We start from the raw sequence: 19779 nt of genomic DNA on the forward strand, positions 1-19779 counted from the left end.
TAGGGTCGCCATTTATGGCGTAATGCCGATCAGTTAAGCGCCGTATCAAATCACCGCAACTTCCGTAGCGGCGCGATTTATCGCGCAATGAATTGCGCCGCTACAATATGTGCTCTCGGTAATCAGGGGGAGCATGTCTTAACTGACGAGCATTACGCCATTTATGGCGACCAAAACCCAGCTCAATCAAAACGACATCGTCACCCCAGCATAATAGGCGCGCCCCGGTTCGTTATAGGTTGAAGCACCCGAATTCTCGCGATAAATGCGTTTATCAAACAGGTTATTGATACCGGCATTGGCGCGCAGGTTTTTGGTGATGTCGTAATTGACGTTCAAACCAAACACCGAATACGGGCTTATCTCCTGCGTCGTCATGCTCGAGGTATCGATATTGGTCTCAACATTCTGACGCGGTTTCTGGCGGCCATACTGCGTCCAGTTGATGTTGGCGCTGAGATCCTGCGTCGCCTGCCACTCCAGTTGCGAGTTGATGGTGAATTCCGGGATCACCGACAGCGGATTGCCGGTTTTCTTGCTCTCGGAGCGGAACATGTAGGTGGCGTTGGAGCGCCATTCCAGCGTATCGGCAATTAAAGGAATGGTCAGATTTCCTTCCAGTCCTTCCACAATCGCTTTGCCGCCGTTTTCCCAGCGCAGCACGTTATAAACCGGGCGAGTGCTGGAATAAACCGGCTCGGTGCCGGACACAATCTTGTTCTTATAGTCATTGCGGAACCAGGTGATGCCCGCGACGTAGCCTTCGTTGCTGAACTCCAGCCCAATCTCTTTGTTGACGCTGGTTTCAGCATCGAGATCTTTATTCCCCAGCAGATAACATTGGCTGAGACCAATCGGGCAGCCGTTGCCACGCGTGGAGAGCAGATAACCCGGCGTGGACTGATACAGGTTAGGCGCTTTAAACACCCGCGCAATACCGGCCTTCAGGGTGAAGTAGTCGCCCAATCCTTGTGAGAGGTTCAGGCTTGGGCTCCAGTTGGCGCCAAACTGATCGTGATAGTCAAAGCGCAGGCCCGGAATCACTTCGGTGCTATCGGTGGCGGCAATATTGTCTTCAAAGAACAGTGAACTGATGGTGGCGCTGTTTTTACTGCTGCGCTGCGAGGGATCGCCAGAACTGCCTGGCAAATTCACGCCGGTAGCGCTGGCCGAAAGCATCGATGCCGGATCGTTCAGCTCGTCGCGGTTCCACTCCGCGCCCAGCGTCACGGTTTGATCAACCAGCAGCTGCAGCGGGAAGTTGATCTCACCGCCCGCGCGATAGCTTTCCAAACGGCTGGTGGCGTACGTATCGCTGTTGATCATCCCTTCGGTACGCCCGGCGGTGCCTTCCTGCAGGCGCGTGTTGTTGGTTTTCTCGTAGTTGAAATTGAGCTTCGAGGTTCCCCAATCCCAGATCCCGTTGTGCGCGATGCCGTAGCTCTGGCGATACATGCGGTTAGTTTCATCGCCGTACAGCGATTCCACTAAACCGTCAGTGCTGGCGTTGCTGTTACTGTTCTGCGTGTCACCGGCGTAAATGTTGCCCTGACGGCTGTAGCCGTAGGAGAAGTCGATGACTTGCAGCGGCGTGATTTTCCACGACAGCACGGTATTGATGTCTTTGTTGCGCACGCCTTCACGGCCCGCCGCGTATGAACCGTTTTCGGCGGTGTTGATATCGAACGCATCGGCATCGGTGCGGTTGATGTTGCCGTACAGGCGCATGGTCAAGGCATCACCGGCCAGCGGGCCGCTGAGATTGAAGTTAGCGCGTCGGGTATCGCCTTCTTTGCTATTTTCCGGCTGGCTGGTGTACAGCGACAGCGAGCCGTGCCAGTCATTGGTGGGACGTTTGGTGATGATGTTTACCACGCCGCCCGCCGCGCCAGAACCGTAACGTGCGGCGGCCGGGCCACGAATCACTTCAATGCGCTCAACCATTTCCGCCGGTACCCAGTTGGTATCGCCGCGTGAATCACGCTCGCCGCGCCAGCTGTAGCGCACCGAGTTACGTGAGGAAACCGGCACGCCATCAATCATCACCAACGTGTTTTCCGGCCCCATGCCACGGATATCAATTTGACGGTTATTGCCGCGGCTGCCGCTGGCGCCGTTACCGGTAAGGTTCACGCCCGGCATTTTGCGGATGATGTCGGAGAGATCGTTAACAGGGGGATTTTTCTTGATGTCTTCAGCCGTAATGGTGGATACGCCCGGTTGCTGTTTGAGCTCCTGCTCGGCGGTGACGATCATCGATTCATCGTCAGCCAGCTTTTCTGTAGTTTCAGCTGCAAAAGCAGGCGACGTTAGCATTCCCGCTAAAAAAAGCGCAATCGGACGCTTTTTGCCACGCATAGTTACATTCACTTAAGTGTTCTCCCTGTTACGTTAACAATTGTAAGTAAATGCGCATGATAATGATAACGGTTCTCATTGTATATCTGGTGAAATCGGCTCTCCTTTATTTCTCCATGATTACGCTGCTTTGTGCAGCAAAGGTGAAGAAACGTAAAGCAGATAAGAAAGCGGGAAAAACCTGGCAGGAAAGAAGAGGGTGACAACAATGTATTACAATAATTCAATTAAAATCAGGGTGATGATAAAGAGAAGTCACGCACGGTAATTAACTGGTTATTTCCATATTCTGCATGGCGTCGTCGGGAACGGCGAAAAATGCACCGCAAATTAAGGAGAAAATGTGCGCCACATCATACAAACCTTTACACTCCTGCTGAGTGTTTTACTCAGTATTGGTAGCTCAAATGCCGCCGATAAGATGGATTTCTGGCTTCAAACGCAGCACGGTGGCAACAGTTTTAATCGCATTCCTCCCAACGATACCTATTTCAAAGCGCTCCATGATTACGGCGCGAGTTGGGTACGACTATCGTGGGATAAATGGCCAAAGCAGGATCGCGACTTCCTGATCGGTAATGCAGATGATTATCACGGCTTGATGCCGGAAGATCTCGCCACGCTAAAAACGGTGCTGGATCATGCGCAGGCTGCAGGGATTAAAGTGGCTATCACGCCGCTGTCGCTGCCCGGAATGCGCTGGTCGCAGAACAATGGCGGCAAGTTTGACGATCGGCTGTGGCAGAATAAAAAATACTGGCAGCAAAGCGCACGCTTCTGGCGCGATTTAGCCAGCGCGCTAAAGGATTATCCCGCCATCGTGGCTTACAACATTATTAATGAACCTGCGCCGGAGAAGATGAGCGATCTCGCAGAGCACGCTTCGCCGAAGAAAATGCAGGTCTGGTATCAGCGTGAGCAGGGCAGCGCGCGCGATCTGCCGGATTTCTATCGCACCATCATCGCCGCAATTCGGGAAGTGGATAAGTCCACGCCGATCATGGTCGATAGCGGCTGGTACGCGGCTGCGGATGCCTTCAGCTATTGGCCACATGCGTTGAGCGATGCGCGCGTGCTGTACAGCGTGCATATGTATGAACCTTATGACGCCACCAGCGCGCCGAACGCCAAACGGCAGAAGCCGTGGGTTTATCCGGGTAAAGTGCCGTTTGCCGGTGAAATGCAGCAATGGGATGCAGCGCGCGTAGCCCGGTATCTGGCATTGCCGTTCACGTGGGCAAAGGAAAAGGGCGTCGGCAACCATCAAATGGTGGTAGGTGAATTGGGCTGTGTCCGCACGTTGCGCGGCTGTAAGCAGTATCTGGAAGATGTGCTGACGGTGCTGGATAAACAGCAAGCGCACTGGGCATTTTACAGCTTCCGCGAGGACAGCTGGGACGGCATGGATTACGAACTCGGTGATAAAAAAGTGCCGTGGCGCTACTGGCAGGAAATTGAGCAGAATCTCCCGGATACCGTACCGCGTCATGCCACCAAAGAGTTTGAACCTATTCGCAAACGCTTAGATCATTAAATTCTTATTTAGACGATAATCGCAGCTTGCCGCTGAATAAGCAGGCTATTGATTCAGTGGCAAAATCTGAATTGCGTCTTAAATTCCGCGTCCCAACTGACGCGGAAATCCCCCTATAAACCCGCGCATCCTTCTATTGCCATATTTCGGCAATAGATATGTTTTTTTCGCATTTGTGATCGCCGTATATCTTCAAACACAATGTCCCCGGGACGTAAATACCCGTCATAATTTCAGCCGCAACTGCGTTGGCTTCGTGTGTTCACCCCAGTCACTTACTTCAGTAAGCTCCCGGGGATTCACACACTTGCCGCCTTGTTGCAGCTGGAATTATTAGGGTATTTGAGGATGACAATTCCTACCACCGCACGCCGTTCGCGCGAGGTGAGTCAGGAGAAAAAACCATCGCTACCTCAACGCCTTTTCCCTGAGGGGAAACTTTTTATAAATCAGGAGAAAGGTTCCAGTGAAATTCGCCAAAGGCATGACTATTCTTGCGCTCGCGCTGAGTGCACACACCGCGTTCGCCGCCGATGAAAACGTCCCAACTGACAGCTCAATCCACGTGCAGGCCGATCCTGCGCTGAAAAGCCTGCTGCCTGCGGATGTGGTTAAACGTGGCTACATTGTTGCGGGAACCAACCCCAATACGCCGCCAACCACCTTCTATAAAGAAGACAACAAAACGCTGGCCGGTCGTGAAATCGATATCATGAATGCCGTGGGCGAGCGTCTGGGAATTCAGGTTCAGTGGCGCGACACCGGCGGTTTTGACAACATCATTCCGGGCCTGAAAACCGGCCGTTACGATGTGGCGCTCTCCAACATCAACGCCACGCCAGCGCGTGCCAAAATCATCGACTTCGTCGGTTACTACGATGCCAGCCGCCTCGGCATTATCTCGCGGAAAGATGCCAACATCGCGCCATTCAAAGAACTGGCCGATGTCTGCGGTAAAGAAGTGGGTGCCGGTTCCGGTACCACGCAGGTCACGCGCCTTGAAGACGCCAGCAAAGCCTGTGAAGCAGCCGGTAAAAAGCCAATCAAAGTCTCGGTATTCCCGGATCGTCCAGCTGGCGTGCAGGCGGTGGTAAGCGGTCGCGTGCCAATGTTCCTCGGCCCGTATGAAGGTTTGCTGTGGCAGGTGAAAGTGATCAAACCGCTGACCATGAGCGGCGAAATCACCGTACACGACGCGCCAGTCTCGGTCGCTTTCCCGAAAGATTCTGCGCTGGAGCCCGCCGTACAGGCCGCGCTTAACTCGCTGATCAAAGATGGCAGCTACAACAAGATCCTCGACAACTGGGGCATCGGCTTTGGTGCTGTTAAACAAGCCAAACGCAATCAGGAAATCTTTCAATGAGTGACATTCACGACCACACCGGCGATTTGAAAATCGTCGGCAAACGTTACTACGGACGCTGGCTGAGTGCGCTGGTCGTGTTGTTGTGCGTGGTGGCGATGGCGAACTCGATGATTAACAATCCACGCTTCGAATGGAGCGTGATTGCGGAGAACTTTACCGGCGAATCGATCCTGCAAGGCGTATTAATGACGCTGCAGCTCACCGCGATCTCAGTGGTGCTGGGTTTTGCTTTCGGTACGGTGCTGGCGCTGATGCGCCTCTCCTCCAATCCGGTGCTGGTGGGCGTGAGCTGGTTCTATACCTGGTTCTTCCGTGGCGTGCCAATGCTGGTGCAACTGTTCCTGTGGTACAACATCGCGGCGCTCTATCCCACCATCGCCCTGTCGATTCCGGGCCTCGGCGAACTCTGGAGCACGCAATCTAATGCGCTGGTGAGCCCATTCAGTGCGGCGGTGATCGCGCTGGTGATGCACCAATCTGCCTATGCCGCTGAAATTGTGCGTGCTGGCATCCAAAGCGTCGGCAACGGCCAGCTGGAAGCCGCGCGTGCGCTCGGCTATCGTCCTTCGCAGATTTTCCGTCACACCGTGCTGCCGCAGGCGATGCGCGCCATCATGCCGCCCGCCGGCAACGAAATCATTGGTCAGCTGAAAACCACTGCGGTGGTCTCAGTGATCTCGCTGCAGGACGTGCTGTTCTCGGCGCAGATTATTTATCAGCGCACCTATGAAGTGATTCCGCTGCTGCTGGTGGCAACCTTGTGGTATCTGCTGATGACCTCGGTGCTGTCAGTGGGGCAGTTCTATGTGGAACGCTATTTTGGTCGTGGCGTCACGCGCCGGGAAAAACGCAGCCTGTTGAAGTCGCTGCCGGGCTTCTCAGCGCCGAAAGCAGAAAGGAGCGTCAGCAATGGGTGAAGCGATCGCCTTACGTAAAGTCACCAAGCGCTTCTCTGGCGTCACCATTCTGGATGAAGTGAATCTGGATATTCCCGCCGGTTCAGTGACGGTGATCCTTGGGCCATCGGGTTCGGGGAAATCCACGCTGCTGCGCTGCATCAACCATCTGGAAAAACTGGATGGCGGCACCATTCGCATCGGCGGCGAGATCATCGGCTACAAGCAGAAAGGCCAGGCGCTGCACGAGTTAAGCAGCGGTGAAGTTGCGCGTCAGCGTGCCGAAATCGGCATGGTGTTCCAGCAGTTCAATCTGTTTCCGCACCGCACCGTGTTGCAAAACATCGTCGATGCGCCGATGCGCGTGAAGAAGCAGAGCCGACAGCAAGCAACCAGCAAAGCGCTGTCGCTGCTGAAGCAAGTGGGTTTGTCTGGCCGCGAAGATGAGTGGCCGCAGAATCTCTCCGGTGGACAGCAGCAGCGTGTGGCGATTGCCCGCGCGCTGGCGATGGATCCCGGCGTGATGCTGTTTGATGAACCGACTTCGGCACTCGACCCCGAACTGGTGGGCGAAGTGCTGCAGGTGATCAAACAGCTGGCGCACTCCGGCATCACCATGGTGGTGGTGACGCATGAGATTGGATTTGCGCGTGAGGTTGCCGACAACATTGTGTTTATGGAAAGCGGCAAAATCGTGGCGGCGGGGCCAACCCAGCAAGTGCTCGACGACCCGGAAAACGGGCGCGTAAGAAACTTTATTGCAACGGTGCTTTAGGCACCGTTTTTCTTTTTTGATGCCAGGAAAAGTGATGACGCAAAAACCGGTAATGCACAGCGCCCATTGGGGCGCTTTTCATGCCCAGCAACAGGGCGATCAGCTCACCATCGAACCGTTCAAGGGCGATCCCGATCCCAGCCCGCTGCTGCAAAATTTCCGCACTGCGTTAAACCATCCGGCGCGCGTATCCCGTCCGATGGTGCGTCGTGGCTGGCTGGAGAACGGACCGGGCCCGGACAATCGTCGTGGCAACGATGAATACGTCGCGGTGAGCTGGGACGAAGCTTACGCGCTGGTCACGCGCGAACTGCAACGCGTCGGCGACAAGTATGGCCCGGAAGGCATCTTCGGCGGCTCTTACGGCTGGTCAAGCGCCGGCCGCTTCCATCACGCACAAAGTCAGGTGCATCGCTTCCTCAACACCACGCTCGGCGGCTACGTGCGTTCGGTCAACAGCTACAGCTCCGGCTCCGCATCGGTATTGCTGCCACACATCGTCGGCGACATGAATGAAATTGCCCGTCGCGGCGTCAGTTGGGAAGAGATCGCCCAGCACAGCGACATCGTGGTGGCATTTGGCGGTTTGGCGCTGAAAAATTCCCAGGTTGCCAGCGGCGGTTTGAGCGAACACACCGAGCGCGGCTTTATGCAGCAGGCGGCGCAGCGCGGCACGCGCTTTATCTCGGTCAGTCCGCTGCAAAGCGATCTACCTGAAGAAGCGCAGGGCGAATGGCTGGCGCTGCGACCGGGCACCGACGCGGCCTTTATCCTCGGCGTGTTATCAGTGTTGATCGCCGAACAGCTGACCGATGAGGCTTTCCTTGCGCGCTACACCGTGGGTTGGCCACAAATGGCGGCCTACATTCGTGGCGAAGAAGATGGCACGCCGCGTGATGCAACGTGGGCAGCAGAAATTTGCGGCGTGAGCGCTGCGTTCATCAGCGATTTTGCCCGCCAGCTGCACGGCAAACGCGTGCTGGTGACGGTGGCGCATGCCTTGCAGCGCGCAGAAAACGGCGAACAGCCGGTGTGGCTGGGATTGGTGCTGGCGGCCGCGCTCGGTCAGCCGGGCTTGGCGGGCGGCGGCTACACCTATGCGCTTGGCGCGCTGGGCCATTACGGCAAGCATCACAATCTGGTGAGTTTTCCGGCGCTGCCGCAGGGCAAAAACGGCATCGATCGCCTGATTCCGGTGGCGCGCATCTCCGATATGCTGCTCAATCCCGGCAAGCCGTTTGATTACAATGGCCGTCGCTTAACCTATCCACACATTCGTCTGGCGTATTGGGCGGGCGGCAATCCGTTCCATCATCATCAGGATCTCGCGCGCTTACGTCAGGCCTTCTGCCAGCTGGATACGCTGATCGTGCATGAGATCGCCTGGACCGCCAGCGCGCGCCATGCCGATATCGTTTTGCCCGCTACCATGACGCTGGAGCGCGAAGACATTGGCGGCGCACCCACCGATCGCCACTTGTTTGCCATGCAGCCGGTGGCGCAACCGTTCGGCGAAGCCAAAGATGATTACGCGATATTCACCGAGCTGGCGCGCCGTTTAGGCCGCGAAGAGGCCTTCACCGAAGGGCGCGATACGCGCGGCTGGTTGCAGCATCATTACGCCCAGCTGCAACAGAAGCTGGCGGCGCATCAGGTTGAGATCCCCGACTTCGATAAGTTCTGGCAACAAGGCGTGCTGGAGTTGCCGCAGCTGAAGGATGGCGGCCGCATGATCAACGCGTTCCGCGCCGACCCGGAAGCGTCGCCGCTGCCGACGCCGAGCGGTAAAATCGAAATTTTCTCCGCCACCATCGCCAGCTTTAATTATGAAAACTGTCCAGGTCATCCGGTATGGCGTGAACCGCAGCAGAAACCGAATGCCGATCATCCGTTCTGGCTGATCGCCAATCAGCCGGCGACGCGTTTGCACAGCCAGCTCGATTTTGGTGATTACAGCCTGAGCGGCAAACGCGATGGCTGCGAAGTGTGCAGTTTACATCCGGCGGATGCGGCGGGGTCAGGCATTAATGATGGCGATATTATCGAGCTCTACAACGCGCGCGGCCACGTGCTCGCCAGTGCGCGCTTGACCGAAACCATCATGCGCGGCGTGGTGCAGTTGCCGACCGGCGCCTGGTACGATCCGGTCGATCCCACCGCGCTGCGTCCGCTGTGCCGTCACGGTAATCCCAATGTCTTGACGCTGGATATCGGCACGTCTTCGTTGGCACAAGGTTGCAGCGGGCAAATCACCGTGGTGCAGGTGCGGAAATATCGCGGCGAATTGACGCCGGTACAGGCGTTTAATCCGCCAGGTTCATAATGATTTTGGCGGATAAATGTAAAAAGGTCGCCATGAATGGCGTAATGCTCGTCAGTTAAGACATGACCCCCCCTAATTACCGAGAGCACACATTGTAGCGGCGCAATTCATTGCGCGATAAATCGCGCCGCTACGGAATGTGCGGTGATTTGATACGGCGCTTAACTGAGCGGCATTACGCCATTCATGGCGACCCATTCACCCTTAACTGACTCGCTTTTTCATCTCACGCCGTGGTTTTCCGGTTATGCGTCAAATCTTTCACCGTTTCCGCTGCACGTTTACCGGCGAGGAACGCGTGGTCAGAGTTGTAATATTCCCACTCGCTGTAGCGCCCGGAAAGATGGATGCCTTGCGTCGCCAGCCAGCTGCGAATCAGCGTGACGTTGGCGGTGCGTTGATGGTCGTACACCACATAGGCGTAAGGCATATCCACTTCGCTGGCGGTAACGATCTCATCATCGGCATTGATGATGCCAACCCGAATACAATCCGCAATGCAGCGTTCAATTAACGCATCCCCTTCGTAAGGCAGCGGCTGATCGTCGCGATAGGTCATTTCGCAGGTCAGGCCAAAACCGCCTTCTGGATTACAGTACGGGCTGGCGTTGCCCTGTAAAAAGATGCGGTGGAACAGTGTGTTGCCGGGATAGTAAATCCAGTGTTTGTCGCTGATATTGGCACGACCAATGCCCAGATTGACGCAGCGCACCGAGATATGACGCAGCTGCTTCGCCGCTTTCTGCACCGCTTCTGGTGCAAAATTACCCATCAATCGCACCAGTTCTGGCAGCGGCAGGGTGCTGATCATCTGGTCATAATGGAACTGTCGGCCATCACTCAACAGCACGCGCCGTTGCAGCGGCTGGATCTCGCTGACGCCCGCTTCCATCTCCAGCGTACAGTTCAGATGTGGCAGAAATCCTTCCATCAGCGCCTGAAAACCGCCGCGCAGCGGATAGCCAAAGCGCGCATTGGGGCCGACCGGCTTATCCAGCGGCGCCAGCGCACCGGAGATGATCTGCTCCAAATCCGGCAGCGGCACGCGTCCGCCGAGCCATGAGGTTTCCATATTCACCAGCGGGGTTTTCCACAGTTTTTGGTTATACGGCAGGGCGAAATGGCGGGCGATGCCTTTGCCCCAGGTGCGGAAAATAAAGCTTTCGAAATCTTCGCTCTCCGGCTGACAGGCCAGGCTTTCGCCATCCGGGATGGCACCATCGGCGCAGCAGTCACGACGCGCCTCGGTAGTCACCGCCTGCAAAGCGGGAGGCGACTCATAGCGCGCTTCAATCGCGCCCAACACGCACTCGCCAATCACTTCGGCAGGCAAACCATGCAGCGCCGACTGGAACGGATAGCGGGTGTAAACATCATGGCTGTAAACCCAGGCTTCACGCGTTTGCCAGTGCTGATTGTCGCCCAGCAGGATATCGTACAGGCGCAACACGTAAGGATCGTTGGAGAACATGATGTGGCCGGCGTGATCGAAGGTGAATCCCTGATCTTCGACCGAACGGCACCAGCCGCCCACCGTGGCATTTTTCTCCAGCACCACCGCGCCCGCGCCGTAATGATACCCGGCGCTCAACCCAGTTGGCCCGGCACCCAAAATCAAGCACTCAACGGTATTGTGCGCCAGCGCGGGCGGGCGTGCGGCGGCTACTTCTGGATGGGAAATCTGGCGTTTCGTCAGCGCCATGATATGCGCTTGCATCTCCTCGACCGTGCGATCCCACGAGGTTTCCGCTACGCGTGCCGCCATGTTTTTCGCCAGCTGATAGCGGGTTTCCACCGGCATGTTGAGCGCCGCTTCGCAGGCCTGAATAAAGCTCTGATGTGAGTCGGCGATGCTCACCACATCGGTGTAATGTCGCGCCACATCGGCAATCGCGGTGCTGACAATCGGCAGCTGCGCCGCCATGTATTCCAGCACCTTGGTGGGGCTGATAAAGCGCGTCGAAGGATTCAGCGCGAACGGCATCAGGCACAGATCCCAGCCGGCGAGAAAGTGCGGCAGGGCGGCATAGGGTTGCTGACCAAACCAATGTAGATTGCTGCGCTGTGGCAGGCTGGCGGCATCAATTTTCACCACCGGACCAACCATCACAATCTGCCAGTCGGGATGGGCATCCGCCAGCGCGGCAATCAGCGTCAAATCGAGGCGTTCATCGATCACGCCGTAATAGCCGAGACGCGGTTTTGGCAGGTTTTCCTGCAGCGGATGGCTGTTAGTGCGATCCAGCGCCTGTTCAAAATGTCCCGCATCGACGCTGCTTGGGCAGCAGTAAACCTGCGGATGGCGATGTTGCTTCGCTTCATACAGGCTGGTGCCGCCGGTGAACACTAAATCGGCGCGGCTCAACAGCGCCGATTCACGCTGCTGAAGCTGACGCGGCGCCTGGTTAAAGGCGGAAAGCTCATCCATGCAGTCATAGATAATGGCGCTCGGCGTAAAGCAAGCCAGCAGCGGCAGCGCCATCGGTGTGTAAAACCACACCAGCGGCGTTTCATCGTCATCAAGCAGTTCGGCCAGCAGCGGTTGCAGCACGGCGATTTGGCTATCGTGGAAGCCGGGCGCGGCCACATCGGTATGTGGTTCGATCACCGTCACATTCGGTGCTGGCTGATATTGGCGTAACGCGGCTTCACCGGGCTGATAAATCGGCTCTTCGATAAACACAATGCGGTGGAACTGGGCGAGGCGCGACAACAGATGCTGTGGACGTTGAAAGACAAATCCCCAACGTAAATGACTGAATACCACTAATACGGATTGTTTCATGACGCTTTCCTCTGGCCTGCTGGCCGCGGTGATAAGACCCTGAAAACGGGCTAATAATCGTTGTGATTGCTGTAATGACGCGGCATAAACAGGGTTCAGCAGGCGCTTTTTGTGGGGATCGACATCCCACAATCCGCTGCGTGGCCAGTGATCGAGATCTTCCCAAAGTGGGCGATCGATAATCGGGTAGAGGCAGATGCCGCGAATATCACAGCCGTTGAGCTGTGCCTGCGCGACATCGGCGGTCACCTGGGCAATCCAGGCGGCGCGTCCGCTGCCGACGTGGCTGGTTTCCGCCAGCAAAATGGGCCGCTGGTAACGTTCGGTTAACTGCGCCAGCAGCGGATGCAGCGGCACGCGGCGCGCATCGCCCAGATGCCACTCCAGCCGACAGCCGGACCATGTGAGCCACTGATTGCCATGGTAATAATTAGCGCCAACCACATCGAGAAAGTGCGGTTTGCCGCCGAGTTCCGGCTCGCGCAAACCGGCGATCATGTCCCACGCCTGATATTGCGAAGCGTTGATATCGCGGGTGCGCTGCCGACACGCATCGCTGTCTTCATCCGGCACCACGTGAATAATCGGGTCGCAGTGCAGGAAACGCGCACGCGGATCGACCTGGCGAATGGCAGCGCAACCCGCCAGCGTGGCGCGAATCAATTGACGCTTAATCTCATCGGGATCGGTGTGGGCATTATTGCCAAACAGGCCGACAGAAATTCCCCACGCCATAAACGAGATTTCATTCATCGGCGAATAAATGGGGGCGTCTTCATAATATTCCGCGAGAAAGCGCGCCATGCGCTGACAAAAAGCGGCGAAGCGCGGCACAAATTCGCTGGAAAATAAGGTTAAGTCATCCGGCCAGCCGTAATGGCAAAAGGTCCAGTTAATTTGCACGCCAAATGAGCGCGCTGAATTCATGCGTTTTTTTAAACTTTCGAGCGTGGTTTGCGGTTCCATTTCCGCCAGTCGCCAGCCAATACTTTCGCGGGCGGAGGTAATGCCAAACTGCTGCAGCGCGGCGTAATCGTTATGGTATTGCGATAAATGGTCGGTCAACGCATTCATTGAAAGCCGTTCGCCGAAGGGATTGATATGATCCGCTCCCTCATAACCGGCTTGCCAAAAGCTGGAAAATGGCGGCATGGTGTTCCCCCGGAATAAAATTCAGGAAATAGAAATAAATAAAAGAAGTTAATTGTTTGATTATGGGATGCGCATAAATGCGTACCTTACGGAAACAGCACGAATCTCGTAGGGGCGCCATTAATGGCGACCAGGGGAAATGACTGTTGAACCTAATTCAAATTATAACCACGCTTTGGCTTAACGCAAATGGCTGAGCTAAAAGAAAATAAGCACAGCGTGACTTTCGTTTATTTAAGTGAAGCGGCATAAAGAAATAACAATATTATTGTTGCGCTATTTCTTACGCTTAACTCACATAATGAAAAGAAGGGCGATTTTTAATTTATTTCATTACTACACTTTAATTAACCCAATTCGGGTTTACGGAGGTACGTATGTCAGAACGTCCAGATGATGATGATGTAATTCCACTGCCAGGTGATGATGAAACATTACCCGACGAAGATGATGATTTACCCCGCGATACTGAATTCCCTGAAGATCAGCAACCTAAAATCTGAAAATGGGTCGAGCCGCCGCTGGCGGCTCACTATTTAGAGTGCACTCTGCTGTAATTCCCCCATAATACCTCTCCAGGATTCATTTATTTTTTAACACTTAAGGGAGAGATACGATGGTCAACGACTATTTCACACAGCCAGCGATTGGCGTCACGGTTGAACAGCATAAACGCACCGTTGCCGTTGCGGCGGCTTTAGCGGTGGCAAAAGAGTCGGTTAGCGCCTCGACCTCTGCCAGCGGATCAAAGGCATCGTGGGATTTGCAGGCGGTTGCCAATGAGATCGCAAATCTGGCCGATGCCATTCAGGATGCGCTGGAGCCGGTCGAAACACTTTAAACCAGCAGCTGGGTTAACTGCGCCAGATGCGCGCTGTTAGCCAGCTTGCTGCTGTTTAGCAGTTGTTGCTGGCGTTGCGGGGATTCCTGCTGCAGTGCCGCGCGCAGCTTGCCTGCGACATCCACCGCATCGGCCAGCGATTGCTGACGCGTGCGGTGATGCTGCAACTGCGAGCCATCGAGTAGCCTAATCGTCACCAGATGAAAACGCAGCGCCGGGTTACTCGCATCCGGTGGCGCATCTTCATCTGGCGTACGACGCACCTTGGCCGCCAGCGGCATCACGTCTTGATTCAACTCGCCTTCGGCAAAATCCTGCAAGCGCAAATCGCCATACATCAGCATCGCGGCGATCACATATTCCAGACTGAAACGCGCTTCAATACCGTTGGTCGGTACGCGCACTGATGCCGCGATATCGCCGCCCGGCGGAAACGCCACGCTAATTTCGCTAATGCTTTCCAGCAAACTTTCCAGTGATTTACCGCTCGCCAGCCATTGATTGCGCAAAATGCGCGTGGCTTCGGCGGCGCTGTGCGTACCGGCGCAGGTGGGGAAGGGTTTGAACTCCAGTCCAGGCGTGACAATGCGCCACGGCTGGGCCCAAAGCTCAATCAGTTTTTCCGGCTGCGCCTGACCATTGCTGGTGGCGGAGATGAAGGCTTCAATCACGCCATCCTGATTGCCATCAAAGCCCGCCAGCGTCAGCTGCGCGGCGCTCACCGCGCGTTCAGCCGCAAACCCGGCGTGCAGCGGCTTCACCGCCGAACCAAACTGCGCGCGTAAGCCGCTGGCCTGCGTGGTGGCAATGCCGAGCAGCGTCGCGGTGGCAGACACATCTAACGCCAGCAAACGCGCCAGCGCGGCGGCGGCGGCAACCGTGCCGAGCGTCGCGGTGTTGTGATTGCCTAACGCGTAATGCTGTTGGCTGACGGCGAGGCCCAAACGTCCAGCGACTTCCACGCCAATCGCATAAGCATCGAGGAAATGATCCAGTTCAGCAGGCTGCAGCTGCTGCCAGGCAAACAGCGCGGGCAGAATCACCACGCTGGGATGGCCGCGAAAATCCGCATGGAAATCATCGTAATCCAGCGCGTGGCTGGCATAGCCGAGCAGCAGCGCGTTGGATCGCGCGCTGCCATCGCCATACACGCTGCGCAGCGCCGGCAAACCGCTGTCCGGCACCTGACCTTGCAACACCGGCCAGCTGACGGCGAGGAAATCACGCACGCCTTCGCGCGCTGCAGCACGTGCAGCGGCGTCCGGTTGGCTGTGAACAATGCGCTCAGCCAGCGCGGCGGTCAGGCTCATCAGCTCACGCTCTTCAGCGCTGCAACCGCCAGATTGGCGAGATAGCGCGACGTCGGCAGCAGCACATCATCATTGATGCGGAACGCCGGATGGTGCAGCGCATAAGGCTCGCCGGTGCCAATCATCATAAACGCGCCGGGCAGCTGTTGCTGATAGAACGCGAAGTCTTCGCCGATCGGGCTGGCTTCCACCACGCGCGCCTCAAAGCCGCTGGCGCTGGCCTGCTGCAAGGCAAAATCCGCCCAGTGTGCGTCATTCACCACCGAAGGCGGACCCGCGTGCCAGTTGAATTTCACCTCGGCAGCAAAGGCTGCGCCGATACCTTGCACGATTTCACGGAAGCGCTGCTCCAGACGTTCGCGCGTTTCCTGCGAGAAGGATCGCACCGTGCCTTCCAGCCAGGCGCTATCGGGAATCACGTTCCAGGTGCTGCCGCTGTGAATCTGGGTGATCGAGACCACCGCGTTATCGCCGGATGGCGCATTGCGGCTAATCAGCGTTTGCGCGGCCGAGACAATTTGCGCGGCAATCACAATCGGATCGTTGCCCTGATGCGGTTTGGCGGCGTGGCTACCAATGCCGGTGATGCTGATATCAAAGCGATCAACCGCTGCGGTGAGCGGACCGGCTTTGCTGCCAATCACGCCTGGCGGCAGCGACGGATCGTTGTGGATGCCGAAGATAGCCACCGCGTCATCCAGCGCGCCGGTCGCGATCACATCGGGCGCGCCCTGGCCGGTCTCTTCCGCGGCCTGGAACAGAATGCGCACGCGACCTGGCAGCGTAGCTTCCTGCTGTTTGAGCAAAATCGCCGCACCCAGCGCCGCCGAACTGTGGAAGTCGTGGCCGCAGGCGTGCATCACGCCGGGACGTTCAGATCGGAAGCTCACGTCTGACTGCTCTTCAATCGGCAGCGCGTCTATATCGGAGCGTAACACCATCAAAGGGCCATTTTCCGCACCGATTTCCGCCACTAAACCGGTTTTGAGCGGCAGATCCAGCACGCGAATCTGGTGTTGCTCTAATTGCTGACGAATTCGTGCGGTGGTTTCAAACTCTTGATTGGAGAGCTCGGGAAAACGGTGCAGTTCGTGGCGGAAAGCGATTAGCTGTTCGCCTAAGGTGTCAAGAGATTGGCTCATGATTTTACTCCTTGTTGTGCCGCCTGGCGCGTTAACCACGCATCGTGGGCGCTTTCATCCAGTACTTTCTTCATATATTGCGTGATGTGGCCTTTGCCAAGATCGGTGGTGTGCATCAGCTGGAAACCGCGCTTTTTGTACATCTCGATCAGCCACGGATGGCTGGTGGCGGTGCCGAGCGATACCGCAGGTGCGCGTAATTTGCCCAGCAAAATCTCCTGCTCGAGGCGATCCTGCACCTGACGACCAAATTGCTGGCCGGGATAATCGGGATGCGCGCCAAACCAGCCGATATGCGGCAGGCCAAACGGGCCGGGCAGCGGTCCCCACGGATAGCGTACGGTAACGGATGAGACCATCACATCATCGGCATACAGGGCATAAACGCCGTGGCTTTGCAGATGACGCAGCGTTTTGGCAAGGTCGGCGGTGGCAGCATCAAATTTGATGCCGAGCGCCAGCGTCGGTGCATACGCGGCATGCATCAGCGCCTGATAGGTTTCCACCTCGTCTTCTCTGACCTGACGAAATTCAAGTGACATAGACATCCCCGGAAAAAAACCGCCATTAGGCGGAGAATCAAAAAAATCAGGCACCTTCCGTAGCGGCGCGATTCATCGCGCAATAAATTGCGCCGCTACGGAAGGTGCTGGTCTGATATAAGGGTTCAGATTACCAGCAAAGCCATTCCCCGCTATATGTGAAAAATAACTAAGCTAATGCGAATTTGTGAAAATGAAATCGCCCCTTTTGCATTGCTTAAATCGTTATTTGCCGTAGTATGCAGAAAATACATAGCGCTATAACTATTCTATATTAACCCTCTGAATTATCTTAATTTAATCCGTTATAGCCTTATTCTTAATCAGGGTGACGCCGTGTTAGCGATCAAATCTCCACGTGCATATGCACATGAATCCGGTTTGCGTGCGCGCGCCGGTGAATTTATCAAACCTTACGCTTCCCATATTCGCATCTTTACTTCTCCACGCGCCTGGCAGGCCGTTAATCCGGAATTAACCCAGAGCCTTGAAGCCAATAATATTCGCTGGGAAATAGAGTATCTGACCGGTGAATGCACCGATGACGCGATTGAAACCCTCAAACACAATGTCGAACAGCAGGGCGCTGAACTGCTGTTTGCGGTCGGCGGCGGACGCGTGCTGGATGCGGCGAAAGCGGTGGGCAGCCAGCTGCCCGATCTCAAAGTGATCAACTTCGCGACGGTGGCGGCGACCTGCGCTGCCTGGTCGCCGGTGGCGATTGTTTACAATCAGCAAGGCGGCCATGTGCGCAGCCAACCGCTGGGCAAAATGCCGGATTTGGTGTTGGTAGATAGCGAGATTATCGCGCGCAGCGACGTGCGTTATCTGAAGGCCGGCATCGTTGATGCGCTGGCAAAATATTACGAGTTCTATCCGTATCAGCGTAACAACCCCAACGATCTGGCGCTCGATCTCAAAGTGATGACCGCTAAACGCGCGGTGGATCTCTACCGCGAGCTGGGCCCAGCGGCGGTTGCCGCTAACGAGCAGCAGATTGTCACGCCGGAACTGGTGAAAATCATCGATGCCAATATCGTGTTGGCCGGATTAGCCAACAGCGTGCGCGATGTGCTGCCGACGCCAGGTTTTGCCCACGCTATTCACAATCGTCTGACGCATCAGCCGGAATTGCACGAATGGCTGCACGGCGAAAAAGTGGGTTACAGCCTGCTGGTGCAATCACTGATTGAGCATAACGGCGTGCCGGATGCCGATCTGCTGGCGTTGCTGCGTGCGTACGACATGCCGCTGACCTTAGCGCCGTTAACCGGCGATCGCGCGGCGACGATTCGCACCATCGCAGAACAGATTAAATTCCCGGCGGCCAGCGCCGAACGTCTGCCATTCCGCATCTCTGCCGATGCGCTGGAACAGGCGCTGCTGGCGACCGAGAACACGTTTTAAATCGCACCACTTTTTATTGACCAGGACAAATTAATGGCTAACTCACAACAACAACGCCGCATCCGTTTAGGCCTTTTCGTGCAGCCGGTAGGACAACACGTCAGCGGCTGGCGACTAACGGAAAAACTCGGCGATCCAACTGATATCGACTGGCTGATCACCATCGCCAAAAAAGCCGAAGCCGGTAAATTCGATCTGTTCTTCGTCGGCGATGCGCTGGCCACCAGCATGTATCGTCTGCCATCGACCATGGCGCGCCTTGAGCCGCTGACTATGTTGTCGGCGCTGGCGGTGAATACCAAACGCATCGGTCTGGCGGCAACGGCGTCCACCACCTTTAGCGATCCGTTTACCATGGCGCGCAGCTTCTCCTCGCTGGATCACATCAGCCGTGGTCGCGCGGCGTGGAACGTGGTGACCTCATTCTCTACCGATGTAGCACGCAACTTTAGCCGCAACGATATGCCAAACCACGCCGAGCGTTATGCGCGTGCGCGCGAATTCCTCGAAGTGGCCGACAAGCTGTGGGCTGGCTGGCAAGATGGCGCGGTGCAGCCGAATAAAGAGACTGGCGCGTACTTTGTTGATGACAAAATTCAGCCGATTAACCATGAAGGCGAGCACTTCCAGGTGCAAGGTCCGTTGAATATCACCCGTTCGCCGCAAGGTCGTCCGGTGATCATCGAAGCCGGTTCCTCCGCCGATGGTCAGAAACTGGCGGCGGAAACCGCTGAAGTGATCTTCACCGCTGCTGCCAGCCTCGAAGAAGCGCAAACCTTCTACCGTTCGCAGAAAGATCAGGTTATTGCCGCCGGTCGTAATCCGGATCATGTGGTGATCATGCCGGGCGTGATGCCGATTGTGGGCCGCACGCGTGAAGAGGCCAAAGCGCTGTGGAAAGAGCTGAACACGCTGGTGGATATCGAAAACGGTCTGCGTCAGCTGTCGCTGCGTTTCAGCATGGATCTCAGCCAGTTCCCGCTGGATGGTCCGGTGCCAGAAGTGCCGCTGGGTGAAGGTAACCAGAGCCGCGTCAAACTGATGACCGACATGGCGAAGCGCGAAAATCTGACGCTGCGCGAGCTGGCGGCGGTGGCTGCCGGTTCACGCGGACATCGCGTGATTGTCGGTACCGCCGAAGATATCGCCGACGATTTCGAGCTGTGGATCAACGAGGGCGGCGCGGATGGTTTCAATATCATGCCGGCGATCATGTCCGAACAGCTGGATCTGTTTGTTGAGCTGGTGATCCCCGAACTGCGCCGTCGCGGCCTGTTCCGTGACGATTACGAGTTCGCCACGCTGCGTGAAAACCTCGGCTTGCCGGTGGCTTAACTCATTCAGGAGC

At 56.3% G+C, this 19779-nt stretch carries 14 protein-coding genes; 9 read left to right on the forward strand and 5 right to left on the reverse strand.

Features of this window, described 5'->3' with window-relative positions:
* Nucleotides 1-186: 186 nt before the first annotated feature.
* Complete coding sequence (locus HX773_RS14265) at nt 187-2358, reverse strand: TonB-dependent siderophore receptor (RefSeq protein ID WP_176972167.1); 2172 nt, start codon at nt 2356-2358, stop codon at nt 187-189.
* A 343-nt stretch (nt 2359-2701) separates the two neighbouring features.
* On the opposite strand from HX773_RS14265, the gene HX773_RS14270 reads away from it, so the two are divergent.
* The 5 genes from HX773_RS14270 (at nt 2702) to HX773_RS14290 (ending at nt 9252) form a co-directional block, all read left to right on the forward strand.
* A complete protein-coding gene (locus HX773_RS14270; RefSeq protein ID WP_370463610.1) occupies nt 2702-3892 on the forward strand; it encodes a glycoside hydrolase family 5 protein in 1191 nt (396 codons plus the stop codon).
* A 466-nt stretch (nt 3893-4358) separates the two neighbouring features.
* Nucleotides 4359-5255 carry an ABC transporter substrate-binding protein gene (locus tag HX773_RS14275; protein WP_176972067.1) on the forward strand — a complete coding sequence of 299 codons (897 nt, stop codon included), beginning with the start codon at nt 4359-4361 and terminating at the stop codon, nt 5253-5255.
* On the forward strand, nt 5252-6175 hold the full coding sequence (locus tag HX773_RS14280; RefSeq protein WP_176972068.1) for an amino acid ABC transporter permease: 924 nt from the start codon (nt 5252-5254) through the stop codon (nt 6173-6175). Before HX773_RS14275 ends, HX773_RS14280 begins: the two co-directional genes overlap by 4 nt.
* Complete coding sequence (locus tag HX773_RS14285) at nt 6168-6929, forward strand: amino acid ABC transporter ATP-binding protein (RefSeq protein ID WP_137387006.1); 762 nt, start codon at nt 6168-6170, stop codon at nt 6927-6929. The genes HX773_RS14280 and HX773_RS14285 overlap by 8 nt, the downstream gene beginning before the upstream one ends.
* A gap of 34 nt (nt 6930-6963) precedes the next feature.
* Nucleotides 6964-9252, forward strand: coding sequence for a molybdopterin guanine dinucleotide-containing S/N-oxide reductase (locus tag HX773_RS14290; RefSeq protein ID WP_176972069.1), 2289 nt, complete (start codon nt 6964-6966; stop codon nt 9250-9252).
* A gap of 226 nt (nt 9253-9478) precedes the next feature.
* Here the strand turns inward: HX773_RS14290 and HX773_RS14295 are convergent, their stop codons facing one another.
* The gene (locus HX773_RS14295) at nt 9479-13189 is read right to left on the reverse strand and encodes an FAD-dependent oxidoreductase (protein ID WP_176972070.1); all 3711 of its coding nucleotides are present in this window, start codon (nt 13187-13189) and stop codon (nt 9479-9481) included.
* Between the two features lie 377 nt (nt 13190-13566).
* On the opposite strand from HX773_RS14295, the gene HX773_RS25960 reads away from it, so the two are divergent.
* On the forward strand, nt 13567-13692 hold the full coding sequence (locus HX773_RS25960) for a hypothetical protein (RefSeq protein WP_008103156.1): 126 nt from the start codon (nt 13567-13569) through the stop codon (nt 13690-13692).
* A 113-nt stretch (nt 13693-13805) separates the two neighbouring features.
* Nucleotides 13806-14030, forward strand: a complete 225-nt coding sequence (locus tag HX773_RS14300; RefSeq protein ID WP_008103158.1) for a hypothetical protein — start codon at nt 13806-13808, stop codon at nt 14028-14030.
* Here HX773_RS14300 and HX773_RS14305 read toward each other — a convergent pair.
* From HX773_RS14305 to HX773_RS14315, 3 genes are read right to left on the reverse strand one after another with little or no spacing between them, the layout of a single operon-like run.
* Complete coding sequence (locus HX773_RS14305; RefSeq protein ID WP_176972071.1) at nt 14027-15340, reverse strand: MmgE/PrpD family protein; 1314 nt, start codon at nt 15338-15340, stop codon at nt 14027-14029. The two genes, HX773_RS14300 and HX773_RS14305, sit on opposite strands and share 4 nt — an antisense overlap.
* Entirely contained in the window at nt 15340-16482 is a 1143-nt protein-coding gene (locus tag HX773_RS14310) for an amidohydrolase (RefSeq protein ID WP_176972072.1), read from the reverse strand. Before HX773_RS14310 ends, HX773_RS14305 begins: the two co-directional genes overlap by 1 nt.
* On the reverse strand, nt 16479-17024 hold the full coding sequence (locus HX773_RS14315) for a GNAT family N-acetyltransferase (RefSeq protein WP_176972073.1): 546 nt from the start codon (nt 17022-17024) through the stop codon (nt 16479-16481). The genes HX773_RS14310 and HX773_RS14315 overlap by 4 nt, the downstream gene beginning before the upstream one ends.
* Before the next feature lie 336 nt (nt 17025-17360).
* On the opposite strand from HX773_RS14315, the gene HX773_RS14320 reads away from it, so the two are divergent.
* The gene (locus HX773_RS14320) at nt 17361-18431 is read left to right on the forward strand and encodes an iron-containing alcohol dehydrogenase family protein (RefSeq protein ID WP_176972074.1); all 1071 of its coding nucleotides are present in this window, start codon (nt 17361-17363) and stop codon (nt 18429-18431) included.
* A 33-nt stretch (nt 18432-18464) separates the two neighbouring features.
* Nucleotides 18465-19766, forward strand: a complete 1302-nt coding sequence (locus tag HX773_RS14325; protein ID WP_176972075.1) for an LLM class flavin-dependent oxidoreductase — start codon at nt 18465-18467, stop codon at nt 19764-19766.
* Nucleotides 19767-19779: the final 13 nt, after the last annotated feature.

The sequence above is a fragment of the Pantoea sp. B9002 genome, from assembly GCF_013385945.1.
In the GTDB taxonomy this organism is placed as follows: domain Bacteria; phylum Pseudomonadota; class Gammaproteobacteria; order Enterobacterales; family Enterobacteriaceae; genus Pantoea.